This is a genomic window from Xanthomonas sp. NCPPB 1132 (assembly GCF_056629235.1).
Genome location: NZ_CM152819.1, coordinates 1,119,567 through 1,144,397, shown reverse-complemented (window position 1 = coordinate 1,144,397; position 24,831 = coordinate 1,119,567). Strand labels below are relative to the sequence as shown.

The window sequence follows — 24,831 nt, the reverse complement described above, 5'->3', positions numbered from 1 at the left end:
GCGCCACCACGGCGCCGGGTCGGGGTCGCGCTAGCCCGCAGGCGCCTGCGCCGCCCTCACAGGATGTCCCACTGCATCGACACGTAGAAGCTGCGACCGGTGACCCCGGTCATCTGCCAGCGGCTGCTGATGTCCTTGTACGCCTCTTCCTTCTTGTTGGTCAGGTTGAGCGCGCCGAGCTGGAAGCTGAGTTTGTCGGTGGCCTGGTAGCCGAGCACCGCATCGACCTGGGTGCGCGCCTTCATGGTGTGGCCTTCGCGGGCGAAGAAGCTGTCGCTGCTGTCCTGCTCGTACTCGCTGCGATGGTTCAGCGACAGGCGCGCGGAGAACATCGCGTTCTCCCAGTAGCCGGTGGCGTTCCAGGTCTTCTCCGACAGGTTGCGGATCTTGAAGTCGGTGTCGCGCTGCGGGATCACCCGGGTGAAGTTGGCGGTCAGGCCGAAGCCCTGGATCGGCAGCCAGGCATCGAAGGATTGGGTCCAGCCCAGTTCGTAGCCCTTGATCTTGACCTTGCTCGGATCGTTGCGTGTGGCGGTGATCTCGTAGATGTTGCCGCTGCCGTCCACGCAGTCGCCGGCGCCATTGGTGGACAGCGCCGTGCCGTTGAACGTGGCCGGGCAGACGATGCTGTTGAAGGTGCCGTTCTTGACGTTCTTCCAGAAGCCGGCCAGCGTCAGCCCGCCGCCCTGGCCGTAGTACCACTCCAGGCTGAGGTCGGCCTGGTCGGCGGTCAGCGCCTTCAGGTCGGTCTGTCCCAGCGCCACGTCGTAGGTGGTGGTGCCGCCGGTGTTGCTGCCGGAGGAGATGGTGGTGGCGATGGCGGTGTTGCTGTCCAGGATCGGCCGCACCAGCACCTTGCCGGCGGCGAAGCGCAGCAGCAGGTCCTCGCGCATGTCCAGCACCAGGTTCAGGCTCGGCAGCCAGTTGTGGTAGTCGTACGGGGCGCGCGCGGTGCCGATCACCTCGTTGGCGTCCTCGCTGTATTGCGAGGCGGTGGTCAGGTAGGTGTCGGTGGTGCGCTTGGTGCCCTCGTAGCGCACGCCGACGTTGCCGCGCAGGCGCATGCTGCCGACGTCGGTGTCGATCTTGGCCAGCGCGTAGGCGGAGAAGATGTCGTTGCGGATGTGGTAGCTGGCCTGCGGCGCGAACAGCACCGGCACGGTGATGCCGGAGGCCGCCAGGGCCCTGGCGTAGGCGTACACGTCCGGCGCCACCCAGTCGCTCTGCGAGGCCAGGTCGCCGTCCAGGAAGTTGCTGACGTTGGAACTGGCCGCCGACAATTCCGGGAACATGCCGTAGCCGGACACCGCGCCGGAGTTGATCAGGTACAGGAAGTCGCGGCGCCAGACGTTGCGGTCGAAGGTCTCGCGGCGGAACTTGGTGCCGACCTTGACCGCGTCCAGGAAGCCGTTGCCGACGTAGCGCTCGGCATCGAGCTGCAGCGACCATTCCTTGTTGCGCAGCGCGTTGATCGCACCGTTGGGGTATTCGTCGCGGACCAGGTTGGCCTTGTTCCAGGCGCTGGCGTCGGTGGCGTCGGCATCGGTGGTCAGCGAGATCGCGCCGGGATTGGACATGTCGAACAGGGTCGCGCTCGGCTTGCGGCCGAGGATCACCGCACGCTCGTCCTCGTCGGTCTTGCCTTCGGTGTAGTTGGCCACGCCGCTGAAGGTCCACGCGTCGCCCTTCCAGCGCGCGTCCCAGGTCAGCAGTTGCGAGCTCAGGTCGTGGCGCTCGAGCTGGCGGTTGTTCTCCAGCCAGTAGTTGGACGCCGACACCTTGGTCGCGGTCAGGCCTTCGGTCTGCAGCACGGTCAGGTAGTTGCGGTCGAAGGAGTAGACCAACTGATTCATGTCGTTGTCGGTCTTGTCCTGCGAATACAGCGCGGTCAGGTTCATCTCCAGGCGGTCGTTGGGTTTCCACTGCAGCCCGGCGGTGAACATCTTGCGGTCGGTCTCGCGCTCGATCGAGCGATAGCGCGGACGGCGCGGAATGTAGAGGGTGCCGTCGCCGGTGTCCTGGGTGTACCAGCGGTCGATCCACAGGTAGTCAGCACGGTCGCGGAGCTTCTGGTAGCCGGCGTTGACGAACACGCCCAGTTCGCCGCCGTCGGCCAGATGGAACTGGTCGATGTAGGTCAGCACGCCCTTGGGCGTCGGCGCGCCGCCGGCGAATTCGGCGTACTGCTCCTTCGCCGAGAAGATCAGCTTGCGCTCCTTGTAGTCCAGCGGCTTGGTGGTCTCGATGTTGACCGTGCCGGACAGGCCGCCGGCATCCATGTCCGCCGACGGCGACTTGATCACCTCGATCGCCGCAGCCACCTCCGGCTGGATGATGTCGTAGCGGAAGCCGTCGGTGAAATCGGCGCTCTTGATGGTCTGGCCGTTGATCGTGGTGGCCGAGTATTGCGGGCCCAGGCCGCGGATGCTGATGGTCGAGCCGCGGCCGTTGATGGTGGAGATCTGCACGCCGGGAATGCGCTGGATCGCCTCGGCGATGTTTTCGGCCGGGAACTTGCCGATGTCCTCCGACGAGATGCCGTCGGTCATGCGCGCATCCTCGCGCTTGTTGTCCAGCGCGGTGATCAGGCTCTTCTGGTAGGAACTGGTGACGGTCACCGTGTCGAGCTGGGAAATCGAATCGGACGCGGGCGCTTCCTGCGCCTGCACAGCGGCACTGAACAGGCCCAACGCGATGGCGCTGGCGAGGACGGACAGGGGACAACAATGCGAACGGGAGCGGGCGACATGTGGCATTGGGCTATCCTGGTTGATGGCGATCGGCACGACGACGTCTGACATCCAGGGCGGCGATCGGCAGGCAGCACCCTCCCTCGCGCCCGACGCGACGCGCAGGGCGATGCCGTCCGTGCGGACGGAGTCGATGGAACGTTCTGGCTGTTTCCTGCGCCCTGTGTTGCGGGAGGCGCGTCCCCGTCCCTTCCCCGGAACGGGCGACTGCATGGTGCGGCTTGACGGATCTGACCCGAATTGGCAAGGACCAATTCCAGGCGCTTCGATTCTTATGGTCTTAGAAAGATTGTGTCAACGCCACACCGCACGAAATCGAAGAATGACCCCTGGACTTGTGCGTTGAAGCGATTAAATTTCTTATAGATCAATCGCTTTCATGAGAAAAATATTTCTCGCGCGGCATTGTTCACGCATCGTTGTCACGATACCTATGCCGCACCAATTGTGACAACGAGACCAATTTTGTGCATCGCCGCATAAGCGCATTGCATTCTCATTTGCGCAAGGTGGCGCGCTGCGCGGAGCTCTTGCACAAATAATTGAAAAATAATGACTTTTATGCCGACGGCGCATCCTTTCCGGGATCCACTGCCGATATTGAGCGAAAAGACCAGAACCAGACAAATTTTCGCGGCAAGGCTTGACATCGTTGTCATGGGCTCGTAAGAATCGGCGCACACGGGGGTGTAGCCGCGCATTGCGGCGCGAAAGCGGGGCCAAGGGAGGCATGTGATCGCAATGATCCGTTCGCACGCGTCGCGTGTCGCACGCGGCACTTCATGGCATGACCAAGCACAGCCGTTGCCGAGCGCGCATGCCGCGCCCAGTCCACTGCGGCTGTTGCTGCGCCGCGCCGCTCTCGCAGCACGGTCCGATCGACCGCGATGGGCGGCCTCGCTGATCGCCGTCTCCGGTGACCGCCCTACCACCCTGCACGCGCCAAGGCCGGCCACGCATGCACGTGCGCACCGCACCGGCAGCCCCTGCCCTTCCGCGCAACACGGGACGGCCTCCACGTTTCGCAACACCCGGCACTCCAGCCCGCATCCGCACCACAGGCAATAAGGCAACAGGCCACTCCGGCGCGCGGCGCACCGTCCGCGCAATCGCGTTGATCCATTGAATGATGAGGGAGAGACATCATGCAATATCGCCGTTCCGTCTTGTCCGCGGCCATCGCCGCCAGCGTCCTCGCCTTCGCCGCGCAGGCGCAGCAGGCCGACTCCGCCGCCACCGATCTGGACGCGGTCCAGGTGGTCGGCATCCGCGCCAGCCTGGAAAAGTCGCTGGACACCAAGCGCAACAACGTCACCGTGTCCGAGGCGATCACCGCCGAGGACATCGGCAAGTTTCCCAGCACCAACGTCGCCGAAGCGTTCGCGCAGATTCCCGGCGTCACCATCGACCGCCGCTTCGGCCAGGGCGAGCGGGTCAGCATCGACGGCACCGATCCCAGCCTCAACCTGTCGTTCCTGGACGGCCACCCGGTGGCGCAGGCGATCTGGCTGTACGGCGAGCAGCCCAACCGCGGCTTCGACTACACCCTGCTGTCGCCGCAGATCCTGGGCCGCGCGGAGATCGTCAAGTCCACCGAAGCGCGGCTGACCGAAGGCAGCCTCGGCGGCACCGTGCTGATGCATAGCCGCCAGCCGCTGGACCTGAAGGCCAACGAGATCGCCGGCTCGGTGGGCTACAGCTACAGCCAGCAGGCCAGCGAGGGCAAGCCCAACGCGTCGCTGCTGTACAGCTGGAAGAATCCGCAGGAGACCTTCGGCGTGGCGGTCTCCGCGCAGCACTACGAGGAACGCGTGGACCGCCAGGGCCTGGAGGTGTTCGGCTACGCCAAGGCCGGCAGCTTCGCCAACGCCAGCGGCGTGCCTGCCGATGCCGACGTGCCCAACTCGATCAACGCCGCCTGGTTCCAGCAGGACCGCAAGCGCGACAGCGCAGTGGTGAACCTGCAGCTCAAGCCCAGCGACGCGCTGGAGTTCAACCTCAGCGGCCTGTACATCAAGGAAGACTTCGACAACTACAACCAGTCGATGTACAGCTTCCTGACCTGGAATCCGGGCACCGTCGCCGCGGTCGACGCGCTGGGCGACGTGCGCAACGGCGTGGTCCGCAGCGGCCATTCCAGCGCCAACGCCAACGCGGGCGGCGGCACGGTGATCTACGACAACAACGTGCGCCAGTCGCAGGTGACCACCAAGGGCCTGGACCTGCGCGGCGCCTATCGCGGCGAACGCTGGACCCTGCGCGGCCAGCTCGGCCAGAGCAAGTCCGACAACGACGACCTGGCGCAATACTTCATCGAACCGTTCTACAACGGCGGCTTCCGCTGGGATCTGGACCGCGGCATCCGCTTCGACGATCCCACCGCCGCGCGCAACCCGGCCAACTGGGGCTCGGCCGGCGGCTGGATCGGCAACAACGGCGTGTTCTCCACCCAGAGCAAGGACCGCTACGGCCAGCTCGACCTGGAGCTGCAGTTCGACGGCGTGTTCAACCAGTTGCTGGTCGGCGTGCGCCAGGGCAAGCACGACGAGGACTTCGCGCTCAACGTCTACGGCGGCGTCACCCCCGGCACGCTGGCCGACATCGGCACCATCGGCCTGACCGACATCCGCGGGTTCTATCCCGACCACGGCCAGCACGTGCAGGCCGGGCGCGGCAACGTGATCGACTGGATCCGCAACAGCCCGGTCGACTACGCCAACCCGGATCCGTCCAGCTACCTCAACAACACCTGGGCGCTGCAGCAGACCAACAACGCCGCCTACGTGCAGCTGAACTTCTCCAATGCCGGCCTGCGCGGCAACCTCGGCCTGCGCTACGTGGATTCCAAGACCGAAGGCAGTGGCTTCGTCTACAGCGGCACGCCGACGCTGCAGGACCTGGACAGCAAGTGGCAGACCCGCACCAAGACCGAACACTTCCTGCTGCCGTCGCTGAACCTGGCCTACGACGCCGAGAACGACTGGGTGTTCCGCTTCGGCGCCGGCAAGGTGATCGCCTGGGCGCCGTACAACCAGATGGTCAACAACACCTTCCTCAACGACACCACGCTCACCGGCAGCGGCGGCAATGCCGAGCTGTCGCCGTACGAATCGTGGAACTTCAACCTCTCGGCCGAGTACTACTTCGCCCCGCAGGCAGTGGTGGCGTGGTCGGTCTTCTACAAGAAGATCGACAACTACATCGACACCTCGGCCACCATCGAGCGCCAGTACAACGCGATCCGCGACACCTCGCCGCAGACCTGGGCGCAGATGCTCGGCAGCAACGGCTGTACCGCCGACGGCTACTGCGACTACAGCATCCAGCGCCCGCGCAACGCCGGCACCGGCAAGGTCAAGGGCTTCACCCTGGCCTACCAGCAGCCGTTCGGCGACAGCGGCTTCGGCCTGTCGGCCAACTACACCTACGCCAGCGGCGAGAACAACAGCGGCAACCCGCTGCCCTACCAGTCGCGCAACAGCGTCGCCTTCAGCCCGTACTACGAGAAGGGCCCGTGGAACGCGCGGATCAGCCTGAACTGGCGCGACAGCTACCTGGCCGGCGGCTACGTCGCCGGCGCCGCGCCGGCCAGCGTCGACGACTACACCGACCTGGGCGCGAGCGTGGGCTATGCGATCAACGCGCAGTGGTCGCTGCAGCTGGACGCGCAGAACCTGCTGGACGAGGAGTACCTGCAGTACCTGGGCGACAAGGACCACCCGGTTGGGCGCTACCACAACGGCCGCCGCTACATGGCGACGGTGCACTTCAAGTTCTGAGCGCGAGGCTTCGCCTGCGCTGCGGCGCCATCGCCGCGACGCAGGCGCGCGCATACCAGTGCAAGCAGCGCCGGCGCGCGACCGCCGGCGCATGCCCGGACGCGCTTCACTTCGGGAACTGCACGTGCCCGTCGGCGAAGTACACGCCCTTGTCGCCCTGGCTGGGCAGCGCGCCGAGGGTGTCGGTGACCACCTGGCCACGAATGTCGGTCAGGCGGATCTCCAGCAGTTGCGCGCCCATCTGCTCGCCGACGAAATGGTTGTACGCGGTCTTCGGCAGGCTGACCCAGTCGCCGTTCTTCTTGTATTCGAACTTCACCACCGGATAGCGGTGGTTGCGTATCTGGATCGCCGCCCAGTATTGCGAGCTGCCTTCCTTGATCCGGTACACCACGTTGCCGGTGACCGGCGCGGCCACCACCTGCCAGCGGATCGGGATGCGCCCGGCGCTGGTGTCGCCGATCGCGGCGAAGGCATTGGGCGACAGGTCCAGCCCGCAGTCGGCGCCGTCCGGATACAGGTCGGTGACGTACACGGTGACCGTGCCGCGCGGCCCCTGCACCTGCAGATAGGCACCGGCCAGGGCCGCCTGAATTCCGCCATAGTTGAGCTGATTGGGGTTCAGCGCGGTGATCGTGGCGGTCGGGTCGATGGGATCCAGCAGCAAGGCGCCACCGGAATAGCCGGAGCTGGTGTAGGTGGCGGTGCCACTGCACAGATCGTTCCAGGCGGCGCTGGCGGGCGCGGCGCTGAGCGCCAGGCACAGCGCGGCGCACAGGCCGGCGCCGCGCGCCGCACGGGTGGACTGTCGTGCTTGCATGCGTGTTCTCTCCTGCACGGACGCGCGGAGTCGCCGCGCGGCGACCGGGCGGGGTGCCCGGCGCCGGCACTCTAGGACGCGGCGCGCCTGTCGCGCCTTGCGCGCGGCCGGGAAATCCGGCGTTTGGCCGACGGCGTAGACCGCGCCGCCGCCGCGCTCACCGACGGCGCAGGCTGCCGCGCTCCAGCCGCCACAGCAGATCGCGCCACGGCGTGGCCGCGGTGGCCATGCCGGCCGCTACCCCCAAGGCGTCGGCCAGGGCATCCAGCGGATCGGCCGAGCGCGTGGTGGTCCAGGCGCCCTGCGCGAATTCGATGCCCACGCCCAGCGCCAGCAGGCCCAGCGCCGCCCAGGTCCAGGCGCGCGGCCCGGCATAGACCTGCACGGCCGCGGCGGCCAGCAGCAGGTAGGCGATGAAGTGCTCGGCCTTGTCGCTGTCGGGCAGGTCCGACAACTGCGGCGGGTGCGGCATCATGCACACGGAGATCAGCACCACGATGCCCAGCCACCACAGCCCCAGCCACAGCCAGGGCCAACGAAAGTCGCGCACTGCCGTCATCACAGCCGCCAGGTCAGGTCGCCGGACAGGAACGCCGGCGCCAGCGACACCTCGCGCTCGAAGCCCATCACCTGGAAACGCTCGCCCATCTCGCTGGGCAGGGTCAACCGCTTCACCTGCTGGCGCAGGCGCAGCCGCGCGGCCTCGTCGCTGCGTGCCTCGGCCTCGGCCAGCAGCGCGTCCAGGCCGTTGCCGAGCAGGAAGCTGGCCTGGTTGCAGTAACCGGCCAGGTCGAACCCCGCCCCGGTGCCGGCCTCGGCCAGCGCGGTGAAGTCCACCGACGCGGTCAGGTCCTGCAGGCCCGGCCAGCGATACGGATCGGCATGCGTGCGATGCCGGTAGAACGCGCGCAGGGTGCCGTCGTCGCGCTCGGGCAGATAGAACTCGCGGCGCGGATAACCGTAATCCACGAACAGCATCGCGCCGCTGCGCAGGCCGCCGGCCACCGCCTGGATCCAGTACGGCAACTGCGGCAGCAGTTCTGAGCGGTAGCCGTCGGCGAACGGCGCCTGCAGATAACGCTCGAGGTGCCGCACCGCCGCCGCCAGCAGCGGATCGGCCGGCTGCTCGCCGCGGCGGAAGCGGCCCTCGCCGTCCAAGGTCACGGTCTCTTCGAACACCTCGCCGTCGCGCAGCGCGAAGCGCGGCGTCGGCAGGGCGTCGATCACCTCGTTGGCGAACAGCACGCCGTTCCAGTCGTCGTCGAACGGCCGGTCCAGCCATTCCACCAGGTCGAACACCGGCGGAATCAACGTGCGCGCCAGGCGCTCGCGCTGGCGTTCGCGCAAATCGGCGCTGGGCTCCAGGATCGCGTAGCGCTCGGGCAGCGCATCCATCGCAAGCAGGCGCTTGAGCATGACCTCGGCGAAGGCGCCGCTGCCGCCGCCCACTTCCAGCATGCGCGCCTGCGGCCCGAGTTGCTGCAGCACCGGCGCGAACGCATTGGACACGGTGGCGGCGAACAAGGGCCCCAGCTCCGGCGCGGTGACGAAATCTCCCTCTTCGCCGAACTTGCTGCTGCCGGCGCTGTAGTAGCCCAGACCGGGCGCGTACAGCGCCAGCTCCATGAAGCGCGAGAACGGAATGGCTCCGCCAGCGGCGGCGATCTCGGCGCGCATGTGCGCGGCCAGGCGATCGCTGTGGGCCAGCGCGGTGGCATCGGGCAAAGGAAGGTCAGTGGGCATGCGCTGCGCGATTGCGTGGACAATGCACAGCATAGCCGAGCATGGAACCCGTACATGACCCAGACCAAAGTCGCCCTGATCACCGGCAGCGCGCGGCGCATCGGCGCCGGCATCGCCCGGCGCCTGCACGCGGCCGGCTATGACCTCGCCTTGCATGCGCACACCTCGCAGGCCGAACTGCAGGCGCTGGCACAGGAACTGGAATCCCAGCGCGCCGGCAGCACGCTGACGCTGCAGGCCGACCTGCGCGACACCGCGCGGCTACCCGACCTGGTGGCGCAGTGCGTGGCCCGCTTCGGCCGGCTCGACGCGCTGGTCAACAACGCCTCCAACTTCTATCCCACGCCGCTGCACGAGGCCACACCAGCGCAATGGGACGACCTGTTCGCGGTCAACGCGCGCGCGCCGCTGTTCCTGGCGCAGGCCGCGGCCGCGCAGCTGCGTCAGCACGGCGGCGCGATCGTCAACATGACCGACGTGCACGCGGAAACGCCGCTGCGCGCGCATCCGCTGTACAGCGCAGCCAAGGCCGCCCTGGCGATGCTGACCCGCTCGCTGGCGCTGGAACTGGCACCGCAGGTGCGCGTCAACGCCATCGCCCCCGGCGCGATCCTGTGGCCCGACGCCGGCAAGGACGTCGCCGCACAACAAGCCCTGCTGGCACGCACCCCGCTGGCGCGTACCGGCCAGGTCGAGGAAATCGCCGACACCGTGCGCTGGCTGCTCGACGACGCCAGCTTCGTCACCGGGCAGACCGTGCGGGTGGATGGCGGGCGTGGGTTGATGTGAGGGGCCGGGATTCGGGATTCGGGATTGGGGATTCGCAAAAGCGGGTTGACGCGACCTGAGCGCGCCCGCTTGAACGTCGTTGCGCTTACCGCACTGGCGAATCCCGAATCCCTACATCCCGAATCCCTGCTTCACAGCGAATCCCCAATCCCCAATCCCTAATCCCGGCTACTCATCCAACTCCACCACCTCGAACACCTTCCCATGCTCCGCATGCGCCTGCCATAGCGCGCCCAGGGTTTGGCCGCTGACCGGATCGACGAAATCGGCAGCGATGTCGGCCAGCGGCTTGAGCACGAAGGCGTGGCGCAGCTCGGGCCGCGGGATGCGCAGGTGGCCGGGGCCTTCGACGATGCGGTCGCCATAGAACACCACGTCGATGTCCAGGGTGCGGTCGCTGAAGCGCGGGCCGCTGCGGTCGCGGCCATGCGCGTCCTCCAGCGCATGCAGCCAGTCGTCCAGCGGCGCCAGCTCCCAGTCGGTCTGCAGCGCCACCGCATTGTTCAGGAACGCCGGCCCGTCGAAACCGACCGCCGCGGTGCGATAGGTCGGCGACACCGCGATCGCGCCGAACTGCCGGCGCAGCGCCGCGATCGCCGCGGCCAGGTGGTGATGCGGGCGCAGATTGCTGCCCAGGCTCAGAAGCACGGTGGTCATGCACTATTCGCGCATGCCGCGGCGCCGAGCGTCAACGGCTAGCCAGCCCGCGCCAGCCCGCATAGAATCCAGATGCACCCGGTTTCGGCATCGCCATGACATATTGCGTCGGCATCGAAGTGGACGAAGGCCTGGTCTTCGCCGCTGACACCCGCACCAACGCCTCGCTGGACGACGTCCGCGTGCACCGCAAGCTGCACGTGTTCGAGTACCCGGGCCAGGCGGTGTTCGCACTGATGTCGGCCGGCAACCTGGCGACCACCCAGCTGACCATTTCGCGCCTGCAGCGCGACGCCGAGGATCCGGAGGCGCCGCGCAGCCTGCGCAGCTTCCGCCACCTGTTCGAGGTGGCCGAGTACGTCGGCGAGGTGCTGGCCTCCAGCCAGATCAAGCTCTCCGAGCAGTCCCAGCACAGCGGCGTCAACGTGCAGTCGACGCTGATCCTGGGCGGGCAGATCGCCGGCGAACGCCCCGGCCTGTACATGATCTACCCGCTCGGCAACGCCATCGCCACCTCGCCGGAGACGCCCTACCTGCAGATCGGCGAATCCAAGTACGGCAAGCCGATCCTGGACCGCATCATCCGTTCTGAGATGCAACTGGAAGATGCCGCGCGCACCGCCCTGGTGTCGCTGGACTCGACCATCCGCTCCAACCTGTCGGTGGGCATGCCGATCGACCTGGCGCTGATCCGCCGCAACGACCTGCGCGTGACCGAGCGCATGCGCCTGGAAGCCGACACCCCGCTGTACGCCGAGATCCACGACACCTGGTCGCGCAAGCTGGAGAACGCCGTGCGCACCCTGCCGCGCTTCCCCTGGGAACCGGCCCTGGCCGCCGGCCACGACACCGAAGCCCGCGACGCCCTGCCGCCCCTGCCTCCCCGCCGCTCCCCCGCCCGCCGCGACCCGGAAGACCAGTCGGCGCAGCAGTGAAAGGCTGGGATTGGGGAATCGGGATTCGGGATTCGCAAAAGCGGGTTTCTGGGTAGCTGACACAACGCGCTTAGAGCGCCGCTGCGCTTCGCGCGCGAAGGGGCCACGGCTGTTGCTGTTGCCCTAAGCGAATCCCGAATCCCAAATCCCCAATCCCGACTTCCCGATTCCCAGCGCCTCAACCACTTTCGAGGGCATGCGCCACAGCCCGGAACACGCGCTGCATTTCCAGCGGCTTGCGCAGGACGTGCACGGCGATGTCGGCGGGGAAGTGGTCGCGCTCCAGGGTGGTGCCGGTGTCCTCGAGCACGATCGCCGGGCCCTGGTAGCCCAGGTCCTGCAGCACCAGCAACAGGCGCAACGCCGACAGCAGGATGATGTCGCTGTCCACGATCACCAGGTCCGGCAGGCCGTGCTCCTCGACGTCGCGCAACGCGGCAGCGCCATCGGACGCCAGCTGTGGGAGGTAGCCCTGGCTGGACAGCGCATTGCCGAGCAGCGACAGCCGCGTGGCCTCGCCGTCGACCAGCAGCACGCGCTGGCCCTTGCCCATCGGCAGCGACAGCTCCGGCTCGGTCGACGGCGCCGGCGCGCGCAGCGGCAGCAGCAGTTCGAAGCAGGTGCCCTCGCCCGGCGTGCTGTCCACGCCGATCCGGCCGCCATAGCTCTCGACGATGCGCTTGCACGAGATCAGGCCCAGGCCGGTGCCGTCCGGCTTGGTGGTGAAGAACGGGCTGAACAGCCGCGCCTGGGTCTCCGCGTCCATACCGATGCCGCTGTCGCGGACCAGGATGCGCACCTGCTCGCTGCCGTTGGCGCCGATCGCCGGCGCCGCCGAGAAGCTCAGCTGGCCGCCGTCGGGCATGGCCTGGATCGCGTTGAGGCCGAGGTTGAGCAGGCACTGCTGCAGTTCGGTGTAGTTGGCCTCGATCGACAGCGCCGCATCGGCCACGTCCACCTGCAGCGTCACCCGCTCCGGCAGGCTGCTCTTGAGCAGCATCTGTACCGCCTGGAACAGCTCGGCGATGCGTACCCGCTCGCTCGGCGTGCGCGAGCCGCGCACGAACGAGAGCATCGACTCGGCCATTTCGTGGCCGCGCCGGCCGCACTCGGCGATGACGTCGGCGAGGTGACGCAGTTGCGCATCGTCGCTCCGACCGACGATCAGTTCCGGCACGATCAGCAGCGGCTGCAGGATGTTGCGCAGGTCGTGGCTGAGGCCGGCGGCGAGCAGCGCCAGGCTCTCCAGCCGCTGCGCGCGCATCAGCTCGCGCTCCACCCGCTGCCGCTCGCGTTCGGTGCGGGCCTCGCGGATCGCCCGCGCCACCGCCGACGGCAGGCGGGTCGGGTTGTGCTTGATGATGTAGTCGTTGGCGCCGTCGCGCAGCGCCTCCACCGCGGTCTCCTCGCCGATGGTGCCGGAGACGAAGATGAAGGGCACCGCGTTGCCGTCCTCGCGCACCACCCGCAACGCCTCGTGCCCGGAGAACCCGGGCATGCTCAGGTCCGACAGCACGATGTCCGGGGCGAACTCGCCCAGCGCCTCGCGCAGGGTCGGCTCGCTTTCCACGCGGCGGAAGGTCGCCTCCAGGCCGGCGTCCAGCAACTGGTCGGACAGCAGCTCGGCATCCTCCGGCGAATCCTCGACCATGAGGATCCGGATCGGGCCAAGCCTGGGGCCGGTGGTGGGCATGCGCGCTTACTCTTTGTCCGGCGCCTGATTGATCAGCGCCCAGAAGGTGCCCAGGGTCTTCACCGCGGTGAAGAACTGGTCCACGTCCACCGGCTTGACCACATACGCGTTCACGCCCAGGTCCCAGCTGCGGGCCAGGTCGCTTTCCTCGCGCGAGGACGACAGGATCACCACCGGCAGGCGCTTGAGCGATTCCTCGCTGCGCACCAGCTTGAGCACTTCCAGGCCGTCCATGCGCGGCATCTTGATGTCCAGCAGCAGCACCGCCGGCAGGCCTTCCTCGCGGTCGGCATAGGCGCCGCGGCGCAGCAGGTAGTCCATCGCCTCCACGCCGTCCTCGACGTGCACGATGGGATTGGCCAGACGCGCGTCGCGCAACGCATCCACCGCCATTTCGGCATCGGCGGGGCTGTCTTCGGCAAGCAGGATGGTGCGGATGGCGGTCATGCAATGAACTCGGTAGAGGACGCTTCGGGCGCCGGGGGCAAAACGAAATGGAAGGTGGCGCCCTGGTCGGGGGCGGACTCGGCCCAGATATGGCCGCCATGGCGGGCCAGCACGCGGCGCACGCTGGCCAGGCCGATGCCGGTACCGGAATACTCGCTGGCCTTGTGCAGGCGCTGGAACACGCCGAACAGCTTGGCCGCGTAGGTCATGTCGAAGCCTGCGCCATTATCGCGCACGCTGAAGTGATGGCTGCCGTCCGGCTGCACCTGGTAGCCGACCTCGATCTGCGCGACCTCGCGCTTGGCGCTGTACTTGACCGCATTGCCGAGCAGGTTCAGCCACAGCTGGCGCATCATGTTTTCGTCGGCGACCAGGATCGGCAACGGCGCGATGCTCCATTCGATGCGATGCCCGCTGTCGCCATGGTCGGACTGGTAGTTGGCGTCGAGCACCGAACGCGTCTCCGCCACCAGCGACTGCATGTCCACCGCCTGCAGGCGCAGCGCACTGCGGCCCAGGCGCGAGTACACCAGCAGGTCGTCGATCAGCGAGGCCATGCGCCGCGCCGAGGTGCCGATCACCTCCAGGTAGTGCCGGCTCTTCTCGTCGGCGCCATCGCCCAGGTGGCGCACCAGCTTGTCGGCGAAGCCGGCCACGTGGCGCAGCGGCGCGCGCAGATCGTGCGAGACCGAGTAGCTGAACGCCTCCAGTTCGCGGTTGACCTCCGACACCTGCTCGACCTTGCCTTCCAGTTGCCGGTTCAGCTCCTGGATGCGCTGTTGGGCGCTCTTCTGCAGGGTGATGTCGCTGACCGTCATCAAGACCACTTCATCCTCGCTGTCCGGCAGCGGCATGCGCCGCGCATTCAGCAGCATGGTTCTTGGTACGCCGTCCGCGCCGAGTTGTTCGTGCTCGAAATCCCATAATTCGCGACCGCGCAGCAGCACGTCGGCCAGGCGCTGGGCGATGATCGGATCCTGCCAGACGCCGTCGCCGACCTCGGTCAGCATCCTCGGCGGATCGGCCAGGTCCATGCCGTACAGCTCGGCGAAGGCGGTGTTGTGCATCAGCATGCGCTGCCCGTTGTCGAGCAGCACGATCGGCTCGCGCACGGTCTGCAGCACGGCCGCGGCGCGGCCGTTGGCGCGCAACATGTCGCGCTCGGCGTCCAGGCGCCGGCCGATCTGCCGTTGCAGCAGCCAGATCACCAGGCCCAACAGCAGCAGCTGCACCACCAGCGAGGCCCAACTGACAGCGGAAGCCAGCATGCGCCGCTGATCGGCGTCGGCGGTGCGCTCGACCAGCAGGTCGTCCTCGCGCCGCTGCAGTTCGTTGATCAGGCCGCGCACCGGGTTGTCGGCGGTCATGTCCTGGATCAGGGCGCGGATCCGCTCCGGATCGCGGGTCTGCGCGATCCGCTCGGCGATCAGGCCGCGCCGTTCCAGCGTGCTCTGCAGGCGACCGACGCGGACCTGCTGGTCCGGATTGTCGCGGGTCAGCTCGGCCAGGTGCGCAAGGGTCGGCTGCAGCGACTTGCGCGACTGCTCCATGCGCGCGGTCAGGATCGGCGACTGCACGCCATGCGACATCGCCATCGCCGCCGACTCCATGTCGCGCAGATCCGCCTCCATCCCGTTCAGGGTGGCGGTCACTTCCTGGCTGTGCACCACCCAGTCGGCCGCGCGCAGGGTGCTGGCATTCATCTGCCGCAGCAGCAGCGAGGGCAGGATGACGATCAGGACGACGGCCAAGGCCAGCAGCGGCAGGCGCCAGCGGTCCCAAGCATCGTGTTTGGCGATGGTCTGCATAGCGGATGCGTGAAAAGAAGGAACGGCTGCGGCCATCGCGGGCGCGCATTGTCGCCCATCTTCCCCGGCAGCAGATGAATTATTCAGCGGAAGCGCGACACCCCGATCGCGGCATCGGCAATGACTCTAACCCAGTGCACGCGCACGACGAAGCGGGCGGCATGTGGCCGCCCGCACGCGCCCCCCCGCACACACCGCGCTCAGGGCCGGCGCGCCGAGGGCGGGGCGGAACCGGCATTGGCGCCGACCAAGGTCCAGGCCGGCATGCCGGCGCGCACCAGCAGGAAATCGGCGTGGCTGTGCAGGCGCCGGCGCTCGGACAGGCTCAGGCCCTGATCCAGCTCCTGCATCAGCACGGAGAACGCGGGCCAGAAGCCGGCGTCGTCATGAAAGGTGGTCAGCAACATGCTCAACTGCGCCTCGAGCCTGCGCACGGCCGGCAGCAACAGCGACGGCTGGGCGCCACGGCTCGACAGCGCGGCGCCGAGCGCTTCGGCCGCCGCCGCCGCAGGGCTCGCGGCTGGGTGGGCTTGGGTCTCCAACATCGCGCGTGATCCGTTGACGAACATGAAGGCATGATGTCTGAGCCGGTGTCAAAGCGACGCGAAATGCGATGCGCGTCTCCAATTTCGAGCTTCCAAAAAAAAACGCACCCCGCAGGGTGCGTCGCGAGCCGGCTGTCGCGGGTGGGGCGCCTCGTCGCATCCCCACCCGCGGCCGCGGAGCGCAATGCTTACTTCTTGGCGGCGGCGCTGACCTTCAGGTCGGTCGCATCGACCTTCTTGACCCCGTCGATCTTCTTGGCGACCGCCACGGCCTTGTCCTTCTCCGCCTTGGTCGCGACCGCGCCCGAGAGCTTGACCGTGCCATTGACGGTATCGACCTTGATCTCGGTGCCCGAAACGTTCTTGGTGGCCAGCAGATCGGCCTTCACCTTGGTGGTGATCCAGGTGTCGGTGACCGGCTCCTTGGAGTCGTGGCGGCTGGCGTCGTGGGCGGTGGTGTCGTGCTGCATGGTGTCCTGCTGGCCCATGGTGCCGTGGTCCTTGGCACCGGTGGCCTGACCGGCGGCGAACGCCTGGCCGGCGCCGAACGCGAAACCGGCCACCAGGGTGGCGCCGAGCAGGGTGCGTGCGTTGATCGTCTTCATGATGTCTTCCTCCGCTGAATGTGCGCGCAGTCTCCACCACGTCGTCGTACAGGCAGCGTGACCACGGAATCGCCGCAGCGTGAATGCGCAACCCGCGGACAGGGGCCGGGCGATACTGAGTGCCCGTCGCTTCCGCCCGCGCCCATGCCCGTCTTCAATCTCGCCCTGCTCGGCTTCGGCTACGTGGGCCGCACCTTCCATGCGCCGCTGATCGCACACACGCCCGGCCTGCATCTGCACACCGTGGTCTCGCGCCAGGCCGAGGCGGTGAACGCGGCCTGGCCACACGCGCACGTGGTCGCCGATGCGGCGCAGGCCTTCGCCGATCCGCGGATCGATGCGGTGGTGATCGCCACGCCCAACCAGACCCACGCGCCGTTGGCGCTGGCCGCCCTGGCCCAGGGCAAGCACGTGCTGGTGGACAAGCCGTTCACCCTGGACCTGGCCGAGGCGCAGCAGGTGCTCGACGAGGCGCAACGCGTCGGCCGCATCGTCAGCGTGTTCCAGAACCGGCGCTGGGACGGCGACTTCCTGGGCGTCCGCGCCCTGCTGGAGGCCGGCACGCTCGGCGAGATCGCCGAATTCCATTCCCACTTCGACCGCCATCGTCTGCAGGTGGTCGACCGCTGGCGCGAGCACGCACTCCCCGGCTCGGGGCTATGGTTCGACCTGGGGCCGCACCTGCTCGACCAGGCGCTGCAACTGTTCGGTCCACCGCAGGCGCTGCAGGCCGACCTGGCGCTGCAGCGCCCCGGCGCGCAGACGGTCGATTACGTGCACGCGGTGCTGCGCTATCCGCGGCTGCGGGTGGTGCTGCATGCCGGTTCGCTGGTCGCCGCGAACGGCCTGCGCTTCGCGCTCCACGGCACCGCCGGCAGCTATCTCAAGCATGGACTGGACACGCAGGAAGCGCAGTTGCGCGCCGGGGTCGCGCCGGGCGCGCCCGGCTGGGGCGAGGATCCCCTGCCCGGCCAGTTGCGCCTGGTCGGCGCCGACGGCACCCATGCCGTGCAGACGCTGCCCGCGCATCGCGGCGATTACCGCGACTGCTATGCGGCGTTTCGCGAGGCGCTGGCCGGGCGCGGGCCTGCGCCGGTGGATGCGGCGCAGGCGCTGGCGGTGATGCGCCTGCTGGAGGCGGGCGTGCACAGCGCCGCCTCCGGTTGCAGCGTGGCGCTGGACTGAGCGTCGCGGCTCAGGCCGGACGCGTGCCGCCCGGCGCGGGTGCGGCGCCGCCCTCGTGCTTGATCGCATGGCCGCCGAACTGGTTGCGCATCGCCGCCAGCAGCTTGTCGGCGAACGAATCGTCGTCGCGCGAGCGCAGCCGCTCCAGCAGCGAGAGGGTGATCACCGGCGCCGGCACGTCCAGGTCGATCGCCTCGGCCACGGTCCAGCGGCCTTCGCCGGAATCCTGGACGAACGGCGCGATGCCGGCCAGGGTCGGATTGTCGCCCAGCGCATCGGCGCAGAGGTCCAGCAGCCACGAACGCACCACGCTGCCCTGGCGCCAGACCTCGGCCACCTGGTGCAGATCCAGTGCGAATTCCTGCTTGCGCCCCATCAGCGCGAAGCCTTCGGCATAGGCCTGCATCATTCCGTACTCGATGCCGTTGTGGACCATCTTGGTGAAGTGGCCGGCGCCGCTGGGGCCGACATGTCCCCAGCCGGCATCGGCCGCCGGCGCCAGGGTCGCGAACACGTCGTGCAGGCGCTGCACCGCGGCGGTGTCGCCGCCGATCATCAGGCTGTAGCCCTCGCGCAGCCCCCACACGCCGCCGCTGGTGCCGCAGTCGACATAGGCGATGCCGTGCGCGGCAAGTTCGCCGGCGCGGCGCATCGAATCCTTGTAGTAGGAATTACCGCCGTCGATCACTACGTCGCCCTTGCCCAGCAGCGGCAGCAGCGCCGCCAGGGTGTCGTCGACGACCTTGCCGGCGGGCACCATCAGCCACACCGCGCGCGGCGCCGGCAGCGCCGCGATCAGCGCGGCCATGCTGTCGACCGCTTCCACCCCGCGCTGCTGCGCCGCACTGCGCGCGGCCTCGCCCAGGTCGAAACCGACCACGCGATGCCCGCCGCGCACCAGCCGCTCGGCCATGTTGGCGCCCATCCGGCCCAAGCCTACAAGTCCCAGTTCCATGCGTCGTTCCCGGTTCGAAAAAAAGGAGGGTTAGGGTCTCACGAAGCGGCGGCGCCGACGTGACGCGCAGCTAAGGCGCCGGCACATCGGCACGCGCCGACCGCGACGCCTGTGCGCAGTCGTGCAGTTGCAGGTCGCGCCAGCGGCGGTACAGCGTGGTGTGCAGGTTGTGCAGGGTCAGCTCGATCGCGAACGGGGTGCGCGGATTGCGATCCAGCAGCCGCACCACGTGATAACCGATCGGCTTGACGCCCTTGGGATGCACGTAGACCTGAAAGCCCCGGTAGAACGGATCGTCGAGCAAGGCGTCGAGTTGCGCGAGTACCGCCTGCTGGGCCGGATCCAGGCGCGCGCGCAGCGCCGGGTCGCGCGCGTACAGCAGGCGCTCGAAGCGCTCCCGCCCCGGACCGCGCAGCGCCTGCGCCAGTTCCCAGATGCGCCGGTTCTGGCCGTCGTAGTGCGCGAAGCCACCATGCGCGCGCAGAGACGCCGCGGCCTCGGCACTGACCGCGGCGACCACGAAGTTTTCCGCCTGGTTGTTGATGTCGTCCAGGTAACGGCGCTCGAACACGTGCACGATGTAGCCGGGCGCGCCGAGGAAGGCGGCACGGCCGCGCTGCGCGGTCCTGGCCGCCTTGCCGTCCGCGAAGAACTCGCCGGCGTGCGCGCCGAGCAGGATGCTGTCGGTGTCGTGCAGGGTCAGGAAGGTGCCGATCGACAGCTCGTCGGCGCTGAACGCACGATCGAACGCGGCATCGCCATACAGTTCGCGCTGCGTGGCCAGTTGCGCGATCTGCCGGCCGACGCCGCATTCCGAACGCACGTGGCCGCTGTAGAACGCCTCGATCGCCTGCGCATTGCCGCCTGCCGGGCGATAGCCGCGGCCGAAGCTGCGGAAGCGCTCCCAGCCCTGCGCGTGCGCGCCGCGCAGGCCGAAGCCGATCCAGCCCAGTTGCAGCGCGGAGAAGCGATAGCCGGGGTTGTCCTGCAGCCGCGCGACCGCACGCGTGGTAGCCGCGCCCAGTTGCAGGAAATAGCCGCACTGCGTCGCCGGCGCGTCCAGCAAGGCGCGCAGCGCCTGCTGCCGCTGCGCGTCGCTCCAGCCGGCGGGCAAGGCCGCCTGCAGATCGCCGTGCGCCTGCGCCTCGGCCAGCGAACCGCGTTCGCAGGGCGCGCCAGCGGCGATGTGTGGCTGCGCGTCGGCGGTCCTGCCGATGCGCCAGCCGAGCCGCTCCAGCAGGACGGTCAGGCAGGCGGCGCTGGCCTGGTCGGCCGGCGCTGGCGCGGCCGTCGCCGCGGTACCGGCCAGCAGCGCGGCCAGCAGCACGCCGACGCCGCGGCGCAGACGCGGCAGGCAAGCGAACCTCGGTGGTCGGATCATGGAGCGGACATCGCGAACAGGAGCTTCCGTTGGCCACGCGGCGGCGGCGCCCGCGCAGCGTGCCGCCGCGCCCGTGCAGGCGTCGCGAAACCCACCGCCACCGCACCGGCGGCCCGGCATTCACTCTTCCGCCATGCCCGGCGCACCTACACTGCGGCTCCCTTGGCGCAAGCGATCCCCTGCATGCACGTGCTCGTTACCGGAGGCACCGGATTCATCGGCCGCGCGTTGTGCCCTGCCCTGCTCGACGCCGGGCACACGGTCAGCGTGCTCACCCGCGACCCGGCGCGCGCGGCACGGCTGTTGCCGGCGGTGCAGGCGCTGGACGACCTGCGGCGTGCCGGACCGGCCGATGCGGTAGTCAACCTCGCCGGCGAACCGCTGGGCGAAGGACGCTGGAGCGCCACCCGCAAGCGCCGCTTCCGCACCTCGCGCATCGGCACCACCCGCGCCCTGCTCGACTGGATGCGCGGACTCGACGCCGCGCGGCGCCCCGGTTGCCTGATCTCCGGCTCGGCGATCGGCTACTACGGCGATCGCGGCGACGAGGTCCTGGACGAAGCCAGCACGCCCGGCGACGACTTTTCCGCCGAGCTGTGCCGCGACTGGGAAGCCGAAGCGTTGCGCGCGCAGGACCTGGGCGTGCGCACCAGCCTGGTCCGCACCGGCGTGGTGCTGGGCCGCGACGGCGGGGCGCTGGCGCGGATCCTGCTGCCGTTCCGCTTCGGCATGGGCGGACGCATGGGCGATGGCCGCCAGTGGATGAGCTGGATCCACCGCGACGATCAGGTCGGGCTGCTGCTGTGGCTGCTGCAGCACGGCGGCGAAGGCGCCTACGACGCCACGGCGCCGGCACCGGCGACCAATGCCACCTTCGCGCAGCAACTCGCCGCGACCCTGCATCGTCCGGCGCTGCTGCCGATGCCGGCGGCGGCGCTGCGCCTGGGCTTCGGCGAGATGGCCGAGCTGTTGCTGGGCAGCCAGCGCGTGCTGCCCGCACGCGCGCAGCGCGAGGGCTATGTGTTCCGCTATCCGCAGCTGGACGCGGCGCTGCGCGACCTGCTCGCCGATTGAGCTGCCGCGACGCCGCATCGCGCGACGTCGCAATTAACCCCGAAATGAAAACGCCCCGGCGGAGGCCTCCGCCGGGGCGTGCTGTATCACGTCGTCAGGTCGTCAGGTCGGCGGCAGACGCCGAACGACACGACGCAGCCGCGACTCAGTAGCGCTTGCAGACGGTCTCGACCACGCGGTTGCCGTTGGCCTGCTGACGCTGGCCCTGGATGTAACGGCCGGTAGCGCCACCGGCGACCGCGCCGCCGACCGTGGCCAGCTTGCGGCCATCGCCCTTGCCGATCTGGTTGCCGAGCAGGCCGCCGATCGCCGCACCCGCCAGGGTGCCGCCGATGCGGTCCGGGTCGGTGCTGTTCTTGCGCACGGCGACCTTCTTGCAGTGCACGCGGGTGCCGTCGCTGAAGCGGCGGCCATTGTCCTCGGGACCGTAATGGCGCTGCGCCTCGGCGAGCGGCGCGGCGGCCGTGGCGATGGCGAGCACGGAAAGACACAAGGCGGATTTGAGAGTGTTCATGCTGATTGCTCCTGGGTGGCGGAGCCGATGCACAAGCACCGCGCTCTCGACGGGCGCCACCTTCTCACCGACTTCGCGAATGGTTCGTGAAGCGAAATCGGCCGCATTCAGCTTCTGCAGCAGCGCCTGAATCAGTCGGCGCCACCGGGTTCGTTGCTTGCCGGTGCCGTCGTGGCCGGCGGCTGCGCTGCCGTGGTCGATGCGGGTGCCGGCGGCGGCGTGGGCACCGCGGCGGGCGTCGGTGACGGCTCGGTCGACGCGGCCGCTGCCGGTGCTGCCGGTGCCGGTGCCGGTGCAGCCATCGCCGCAGGCGCTGGCGGATGCGCGGGCGGCGCCGGTGCCGGCTTGCTCTTGGGCAGGTACTCGCTCATCAACTGGAAGAAGCGCTTGTAGAAGTCGCCGTCCTGCACGGTGCTGCTGGCGACCCGCACCATCGAGTCGTCGCTGCTGCCGATCGGCAGCGACACCGAGCCGAGTACGCCGACACCGACGCTGGCCGAGGTCGGGCTCTTCTTCAGCGCGTAGCGGTCCTGCAAGGCACTGACGAACACCCAGGATTCGTTCTGCCCGTGCGCCACGCAGGACACGCGCAGTTCCAGTTGCTCGTGCAATTCGTCGCTGGGCTGGAAATTCTTGGTGCCTTCCACCGCATCGGCGGTGGCCTTGGACACCACGTAGCCCTGGCTCAGCAGCGCGCGGCGCGCCGATTCGCAGGCCTGCGCCGGCTGCACCGGATAGTTGCGCGAATAGGTGTTGTCGGAGTTGAAGGTCTCTTTCACCAGGCCGTCCTGCTTGCGCGCGAAGCAGCCGCTCAGGCCGATCGCGATCAGCGCGAGCGCGGGAATGGCGAGAACCTTGGAGGGAGCGGACATAGGCCGTTGACCGGAGAGAGGGAACCGCGGCAAAGGATAGCCGCAAGCGCGTCGGCGCGGCCTTGACGCCGCCGCGGCCGCTCATCCCGCGGTTAGCGAGACACGCGGCCCGGCCGCCGCCGGGTCAGGCAGCGGCGGGTTCCAGCGCCAGGTCCACGCGCAGCAGGCCGCCGTCGCCGGCGCGGCGTTCGGCGCGCAGGTAATGATGGGCGTCGAGCAGTTGCAGGGTCGGCGGCGCCGCCAGCGGCTCGCCCCACAGGCTCAGCAGGAAGCCACGCGCGCGCAGCCAGTCGAGCAGCCGCAGCAGGCCGTCCAGGTCGCGCGGCAGCAGCAGATCGACGTCGCCGGGCAGGCGCGGCGCCGCCGCCGGATCGGCCAGCCAGCGCGGATAGCTGCCGTACAACGCGAAGGCGAAACCGTCGGCGCGCAGGGCCGCCAGCAGTTGCGCCGTGCCCGCCAGATCGATGCGCTGGCGCCGGTGCTGGAAGATCAGCGCGTACTCATGGCTGCGATCGTTGCGGGTGTCGCCTGGCGCCAGCGGCTGCGCCGTCTCGCGCGGGTAGCACAGCACCCGCTCGGGACAGGGCACGAACAGGCTGCCCAGGATCCGCGCCAGGTCCCAGGCCTGCGGCACCGTGGCCTCGCCGAGCTGGACGTTCTCCACCATCGCGATGCAGAAGCCGTCCTCGCGCAGGTGGCGGCGCACCCCATGGAACACCGCGCGCAGGCCGTGCAGATAGCCTGCGTAGTCGGCGCTGGCGTAGAGCTGACCGGCCCCTGCCTCAGCCGGCCAGGCGCAGCCGAAGTACGGGACATTGGTCAGGCACAGGTCCACCGGCGCGGATGGCGCGCAGTGCGGCAAGCCGCCGTCCAGCACCTCGGCGTGCAGGCCCAGCCGCTGCAGCCGTTCGCGCGCCAGCCGCGCACGTGCCGCGTCGATCTCCAGGCCGACGCCGTGGCGGCCTTCCAGTTCGGCCGCGAGCAGCGTGCTGCCGAAGCCGCAGAACGGATCCAGCACGCGTGCGCCGGGCGCGCTGAAATGGCGCACGAACGGACGCATCTGCCCGACCCAGCCGCAGTCGCGCGCGCCCAGCGGGTCGCGCTGGCGCAGGTCCTCCGGCAGCCGATGTTCCGGCGGATCCGGCGACGGCGTCCACCAGCTGCGGCTATCCATGCGGCGCCCGCCACAGCAGATCGCGGTCCGGCTGCCAGCCGGCGCACAGCCGTCCATCGGCGAAGAACACCAGCTTGTAGATGTCGCCGCTGTCGTGGCGCGCGTGCATCGCGCCGTAGTCGGAGGTCTCGAACACCACCTCCATGCCGTCGGCGGTGGCCAGGCGCAGGTTCCAGAAGTAGTAGCCCTCGGTGATCTGCAGCGGCTGCAGCGTGCGCCACCACGGCGCAGCCATGCAGGCGCCGAGCACCTGCTCCACCGCGACCCGCGCCTGCGTCAGATAGCGCGCGGTGCCGCCATCGCGGTAGCCATCGCCGAGCCGGGAGAACTCGCGGAAGATCACCGTGCGCGCCCCACAGGCGCGCGCCCAGTCCAGGTAGGCGGCGACGCCGTCGGCATCGGCGATGCCGCCGTGCTGCAGGATGCACACCATGCGCAATGGCAGCGCTTCGGCGATGCGCTGCGCGGTGGCGACGAAGACGCCCGCGTCGGCAATCGCTTCGCCATCGCGGAAGCGCATGATCGCATCGTTGTGCGACTGCTGCGGATGGTGCCGCGACAGTTCGATCCACGACAGGCCGAAGCGCTGCAACGCATGCAGCAGCGCGTCGCCGCGGCCGCGGGCGAAGCCGGCGCCATTGCTGTACAGCACCCGCTGCTCGACCAGCAGTCCCTCGCGCTCGGCCGCGCCCAGGGTCTGCAGCAGTTCCACGAACCAGTCTTCGTCGTCGGTCATTTCCAATCCCGACAGCGAATGCGACAGCGGCAGCCCGCGCAGTCGCGCCAGCGCCTGGCGCAACTGCGCGAAGTAGTCCGGCGGCGGCCGCAGGCTGGCCGCGGCGGTGCCGCCGGCCTGCGGCCGCAGGGTTTCCGAGCAGAAGCGGCAGCGCGCCGAACATGGCCGCACCGACGCGTAAGGAGTGAAGGTGACCGGCTGCGCCACGCGATAGTCGCGCGCGCCGATGCGCTGCTGGCGCCAGCGCGAGGCATCCGCCGCGGCCGGCACCCGCCATTCCAGGTGCGGGGTGCTGGCGCGCAGCGCGGCGAACAGCGGCGAGCCGCCGCTCAATGGCGGCGGACTCGGCAGGGACGCATGCATGAGCGC

21 protein-coding genes and 1 pseudogene are annotated in these 24,831 nt (G+C 69.0%); 5 read left to right on the top strand and 17 right to left on the bottom strand.

Features of this window, described 5'->3' with window-relative positions; translation table 11 throughout:
* Positions 1-56: 56 nt before the first annotated feature.
* A complete protein-coding gene (locus AC1G9L_RS04960; RefSeq protein ID WP_481070397.1) occupies positions 57-2,756 on the bottom strand; it encodes a TonB-dependent receptor in 2,700 nt (899 codons plus the stop codon).
* Positions 2,757-3,181: 425 nt separating this feature from the next.
* The gene (locus AC1G9L_RS04955) at positions 3,182-3,451 is read right to left on the bottom strand and encodes a hypothetical protein (RefSeq protein ID WP_481070396.1); all 270 of its coding nucleotides are present in this window, start codon (positions 3,449-3,451) and stop codon (positions 3,182-3,184) included.
* 444 nt (positions 3,452-3,895) lie between these two features.
* On the opposite strand from AC1G9L_RS04955, the gene AC1G9L_RS04950 reads away from it, so the two are divergent.
* The gene (locus tag AC1G9L_RS04950; RefSeq protein ID WP_481070395.1) at positions 3,896-6,529 is read left to right on the top strand and encodes a TonB-dependent receptor; all 2,634 of its coding nucleotides are present in this window, start codon (positions 3,896-3,898) and stop codon (positions 6,527-6,529) included.
* 106 nt (positions 6,530-6,635) lie between these two features.
* Here AC1G9L_RS04950 and AC1G9L_RS04945 read toward each other — a convergent pair.
* The 3 genes and pseudogenes from AC1G9L_RS04945 to AC1G9L_RS04935 all read right to left on the bottom strand — a co-directional run.
* Positions 6,636-7,238: pseudogene (locus AC1G9L_RS04945) on the bottom strand (expansin EXLX1 family cellulose-binding protein); the annotation flags it as partial.
* Positions 7,239-7,506: 268 nt separating this feature from the next.
* On the bottom strand, positions 7,507-7,908 hold the full coding sequence (locus AC1G9L_RS04940; protein WP_481070394.1) for a VanZ family protein: 402 nt from the start codon (positions 7,906-7,908) through the stop codon (positions 7,507-7,509).
* A complete protein-coding gene (locus tag AC1G9L_RS04935; protein WP_481070393.1) occupies positions 7,908-9,092 on the bottom strand; it encodes a class I SAM-dependent methyltransferase in 1,185 nt (394 codons plus the stop codon). The genes AC1G9L_RS04940 and AC1G9L_RS04935 overlap by 1 nt, the downstream gene beginning before the upstream one ends.
* A 54-nt stretch (positions 9,093-9,146) precedes the next feature.
* Here AC1G9L_RS04935 and AC1G9L_RS04930 point away from each other — a divergent pair, with 54 nt between their 5' ends.
* A complete protein-coding gene (locus AC1G9L_RS04930; protein WP_019800337.1) occupies positions 9,147-9,881 on the top strand; it encodes a pteridine reductase in 735 nt (244 codons plus the stop codon).
* Positions 9,882-10,049: 168 nt separating this feature from the next.
* Here the strand turns inward: AC1G9L_RS04930 and folK are convergent, their stop codons facing one another.
* Positions 10,050-10,538: a 2-amino-4-hydroxy-6-hydroxymethyldihydropteridine diphosphokinase gene (gene folK / locus AC1G9L_RS04925; protein WP_019800338.1), complete on the bottom strand. Its 489-nt coding sequence runs from the start codon at positions 10,536-10,538 to the stop codon at positions 10,050-10,052.
* Positions 10,539-10,633: 95 nt separating this feature from the next.
* On the opposite strand from folK, the gene AC1G9L_RS04920 reads away from it, so the two are divergent.
* Positions 10,634-11,473: a proteasome-type protease gene (locus tag AC1G9L_RS04920; RefSeq protein ID WP_010343139.1), complete on the top strand. Its 840-nt coding sequence runs from the start codon at positions 10,634-10,636 to the stop codon at positions 11,471-11,473.
* A 178-nt stretch (positions 11,474-11,651) separates the two neighbouring features.
* Here the strand turns inward: AC1G9L_RS04920 and AC1G9L_RS04915 are convergent, their stop codons facing one another.
* The 5 genes from AC1G9L_RS04915 to AC1G9L_RS04895 all read right to left on the bottom strand — a co-directional run bounded on the left by AC1G9L_RS04915 (position 11,652) and on the right by AC1G9L_RS04895 (position 16,571).
* Entirely contained in the window at positions 11,652-13,166 is a 1,515-nt protein-coding gene (locus tag AC1G9L_RS04915; protein ID WP_481070392.1) for a response regulator, read from the bottom strand.
* 6 nt (positions 13,167-13,172) lie between these two features.
* Entirely contained in the window at positions 13,173-13,613 is a 441-nt protein-coding gene (locus AC1G9L_RS04910; protein WP_010343137.1) for a response regulator, read from the bottom strand.
* Entirely contained in the window at positions 13,610-15,421 is a 1,812-nt protein-coding gene (locus AC1G9L_RS04905) for an ATP-binding protein (protein WP_019800340.1), read from the bottom strand. The genes AC1G9L_RS04910 and AC1G9L_RS04905 overlap by 4 nt, the downstream gene beginning before the upstream one ends.
* A gap of 200 nt (positions 15,422-15,621) precedes the next feature.
* Positions 15,622-15,990, bottom strand: a complete 369-nt coding sequence (locus AC1G9L_RS04900) for a hypothetical protein (RefSeq protein WP_209246250.1) — start codon at positions 15,988-15,990, stop codon at positions 15,622-15,624.
* 164 nt (positions 15,991-16,154) lie between these two features.
* Entirely contained in the window at positions 16,155-16,571 is a 417-nt protein-coding gene (locus AC1G9L_RS04895; protein ID WP_019801294.1) for a BON domain-containing protein, read from the bottom strand.
* 144 nt (positions 16,572-16,715) lie between these two features.
* Between AC1G9L_RS04895 and AC1G9L_RS04890 the strand changes: the two genes are divergently transcribed.
* On the top strand, positions 16,716-17,756 hold the full coding sequence (locus AC1G9L_RS04890) for an oxidoreductase (protein WP_481070391.1): 1,041 nt from the start codon (positions 16,716-16,718) through the stop codon (positions 17,754-17,756).
* A 10-nt stretch (positions 17,757-17,766) separates the two neighbouring features.
* Here AC1G9L_RS04890 and gnd read toward each other — a convergent pair whose 3' ends face one another.
* On the bottom strand, positions 17,767-18,711 hold the full coding sequence (gene gnd, locus AC1G9L_RS04885; RefSeq protein WP_019800530.1) for a phosphogluconate dehydrogenase (NAD(+)-dependent, decarboxylating): 945 nt from the start codon (positions 18,709-18,711) through the stop codon (positions 17,767-17,769).
* A 70-nt stretch (positions 18,712-18,781) separates the two neighbouring features.
* On the bottom strand, positions 18,782-20,092 hold the full coding sequence (locus AC1G9L_RS04880) for a hypothetical protein (RefSeq protein WP_481070390.1): 1,311 nt from the start codon (positions 20,090-20,092) through the stop codon (positions 18,782-18,784).
* Between the two features lie 183 nt (positions 20,093-20,275).
* Here AC1G9L_RS04880 and AC1G9L_RS04875 point away from each other — a divergent pair, with 183 nt between their 5' ends.
* The gene (locus tag AC1G9L_RS04875) at positions 20,276-21,166 is read left to right on the top strand and encodes a TIGR01777 family oxidoreductase (protein ID WP_019801153.1); all 891 of its coding nucleotides are present in this window, start codon (positions 20,276-20,278) and stop codon (positions 21,164-21,166) included.
* 145 nt (positions 21,167-21,311) lie between these two features.
* On the opposite strand, the gene AC1G9L_RS04870 is transcribed toward AC1G9L_RS04875, so the two are convergent.
* From AC1G9L_RS04870 to AC1G9L_RS04855, 4 genes are all read right to left on the bottom strand, one after another.
* Positions 21,312-21,680: a glycine zipper 2TM domain-containing protein gene (locus AC1G9L_RS04870; RefSeq protein ID WP_048492391.1), complete on the bottom strand. Its 369-nt coding sequence runs from the start codon at positions 21,678-21,680 to the stop codon at positions 21,312-21,314.
* A 131-nt stretch (positions 21,681-21,811) separates the two neighbouring features.
* A complete protein-coding gene (locus AC1G9L_RS04865) occupies positions 21,812-22,552 on the bottom strand; it encodes a DUF2242 domain-containing protein (RefSeq protein ID WP_481070389.1) in 741 nt (246 codons plus the stop codon).
* 124 nt (positions 22,553-22,676) lie between these two features.
* A complete protein-coding gene (locus tag AC1G9L_RS04860; RefSeq protein ID WP_481070388.1) occupies positions 22,677-23,726 on the bottom strand; it encodes a DNA methyltransferase in 1,050 nt (349 codons plus the stop codon).
* Positions 23,719-24,825 carry a hypothetical protein gene (locus AC1G9L_RS04855; protein WP_481070387.1) on the bottom strand — a complete coding sequence of 369 codons (1,107 nt, stop codon included), beginning with the start codon at positions 24,823-24,825 and terminating at the stop codon, positions 23,719-23,721. The genes AC1G9L_RS04860 and AC1G9L_RS04855 overlap by 8 nt, the downstream gene beginning before the upstream one ends.
* Between the last annotated feature and the right edge of the window lie 6 nt (positions 24,826-24,831).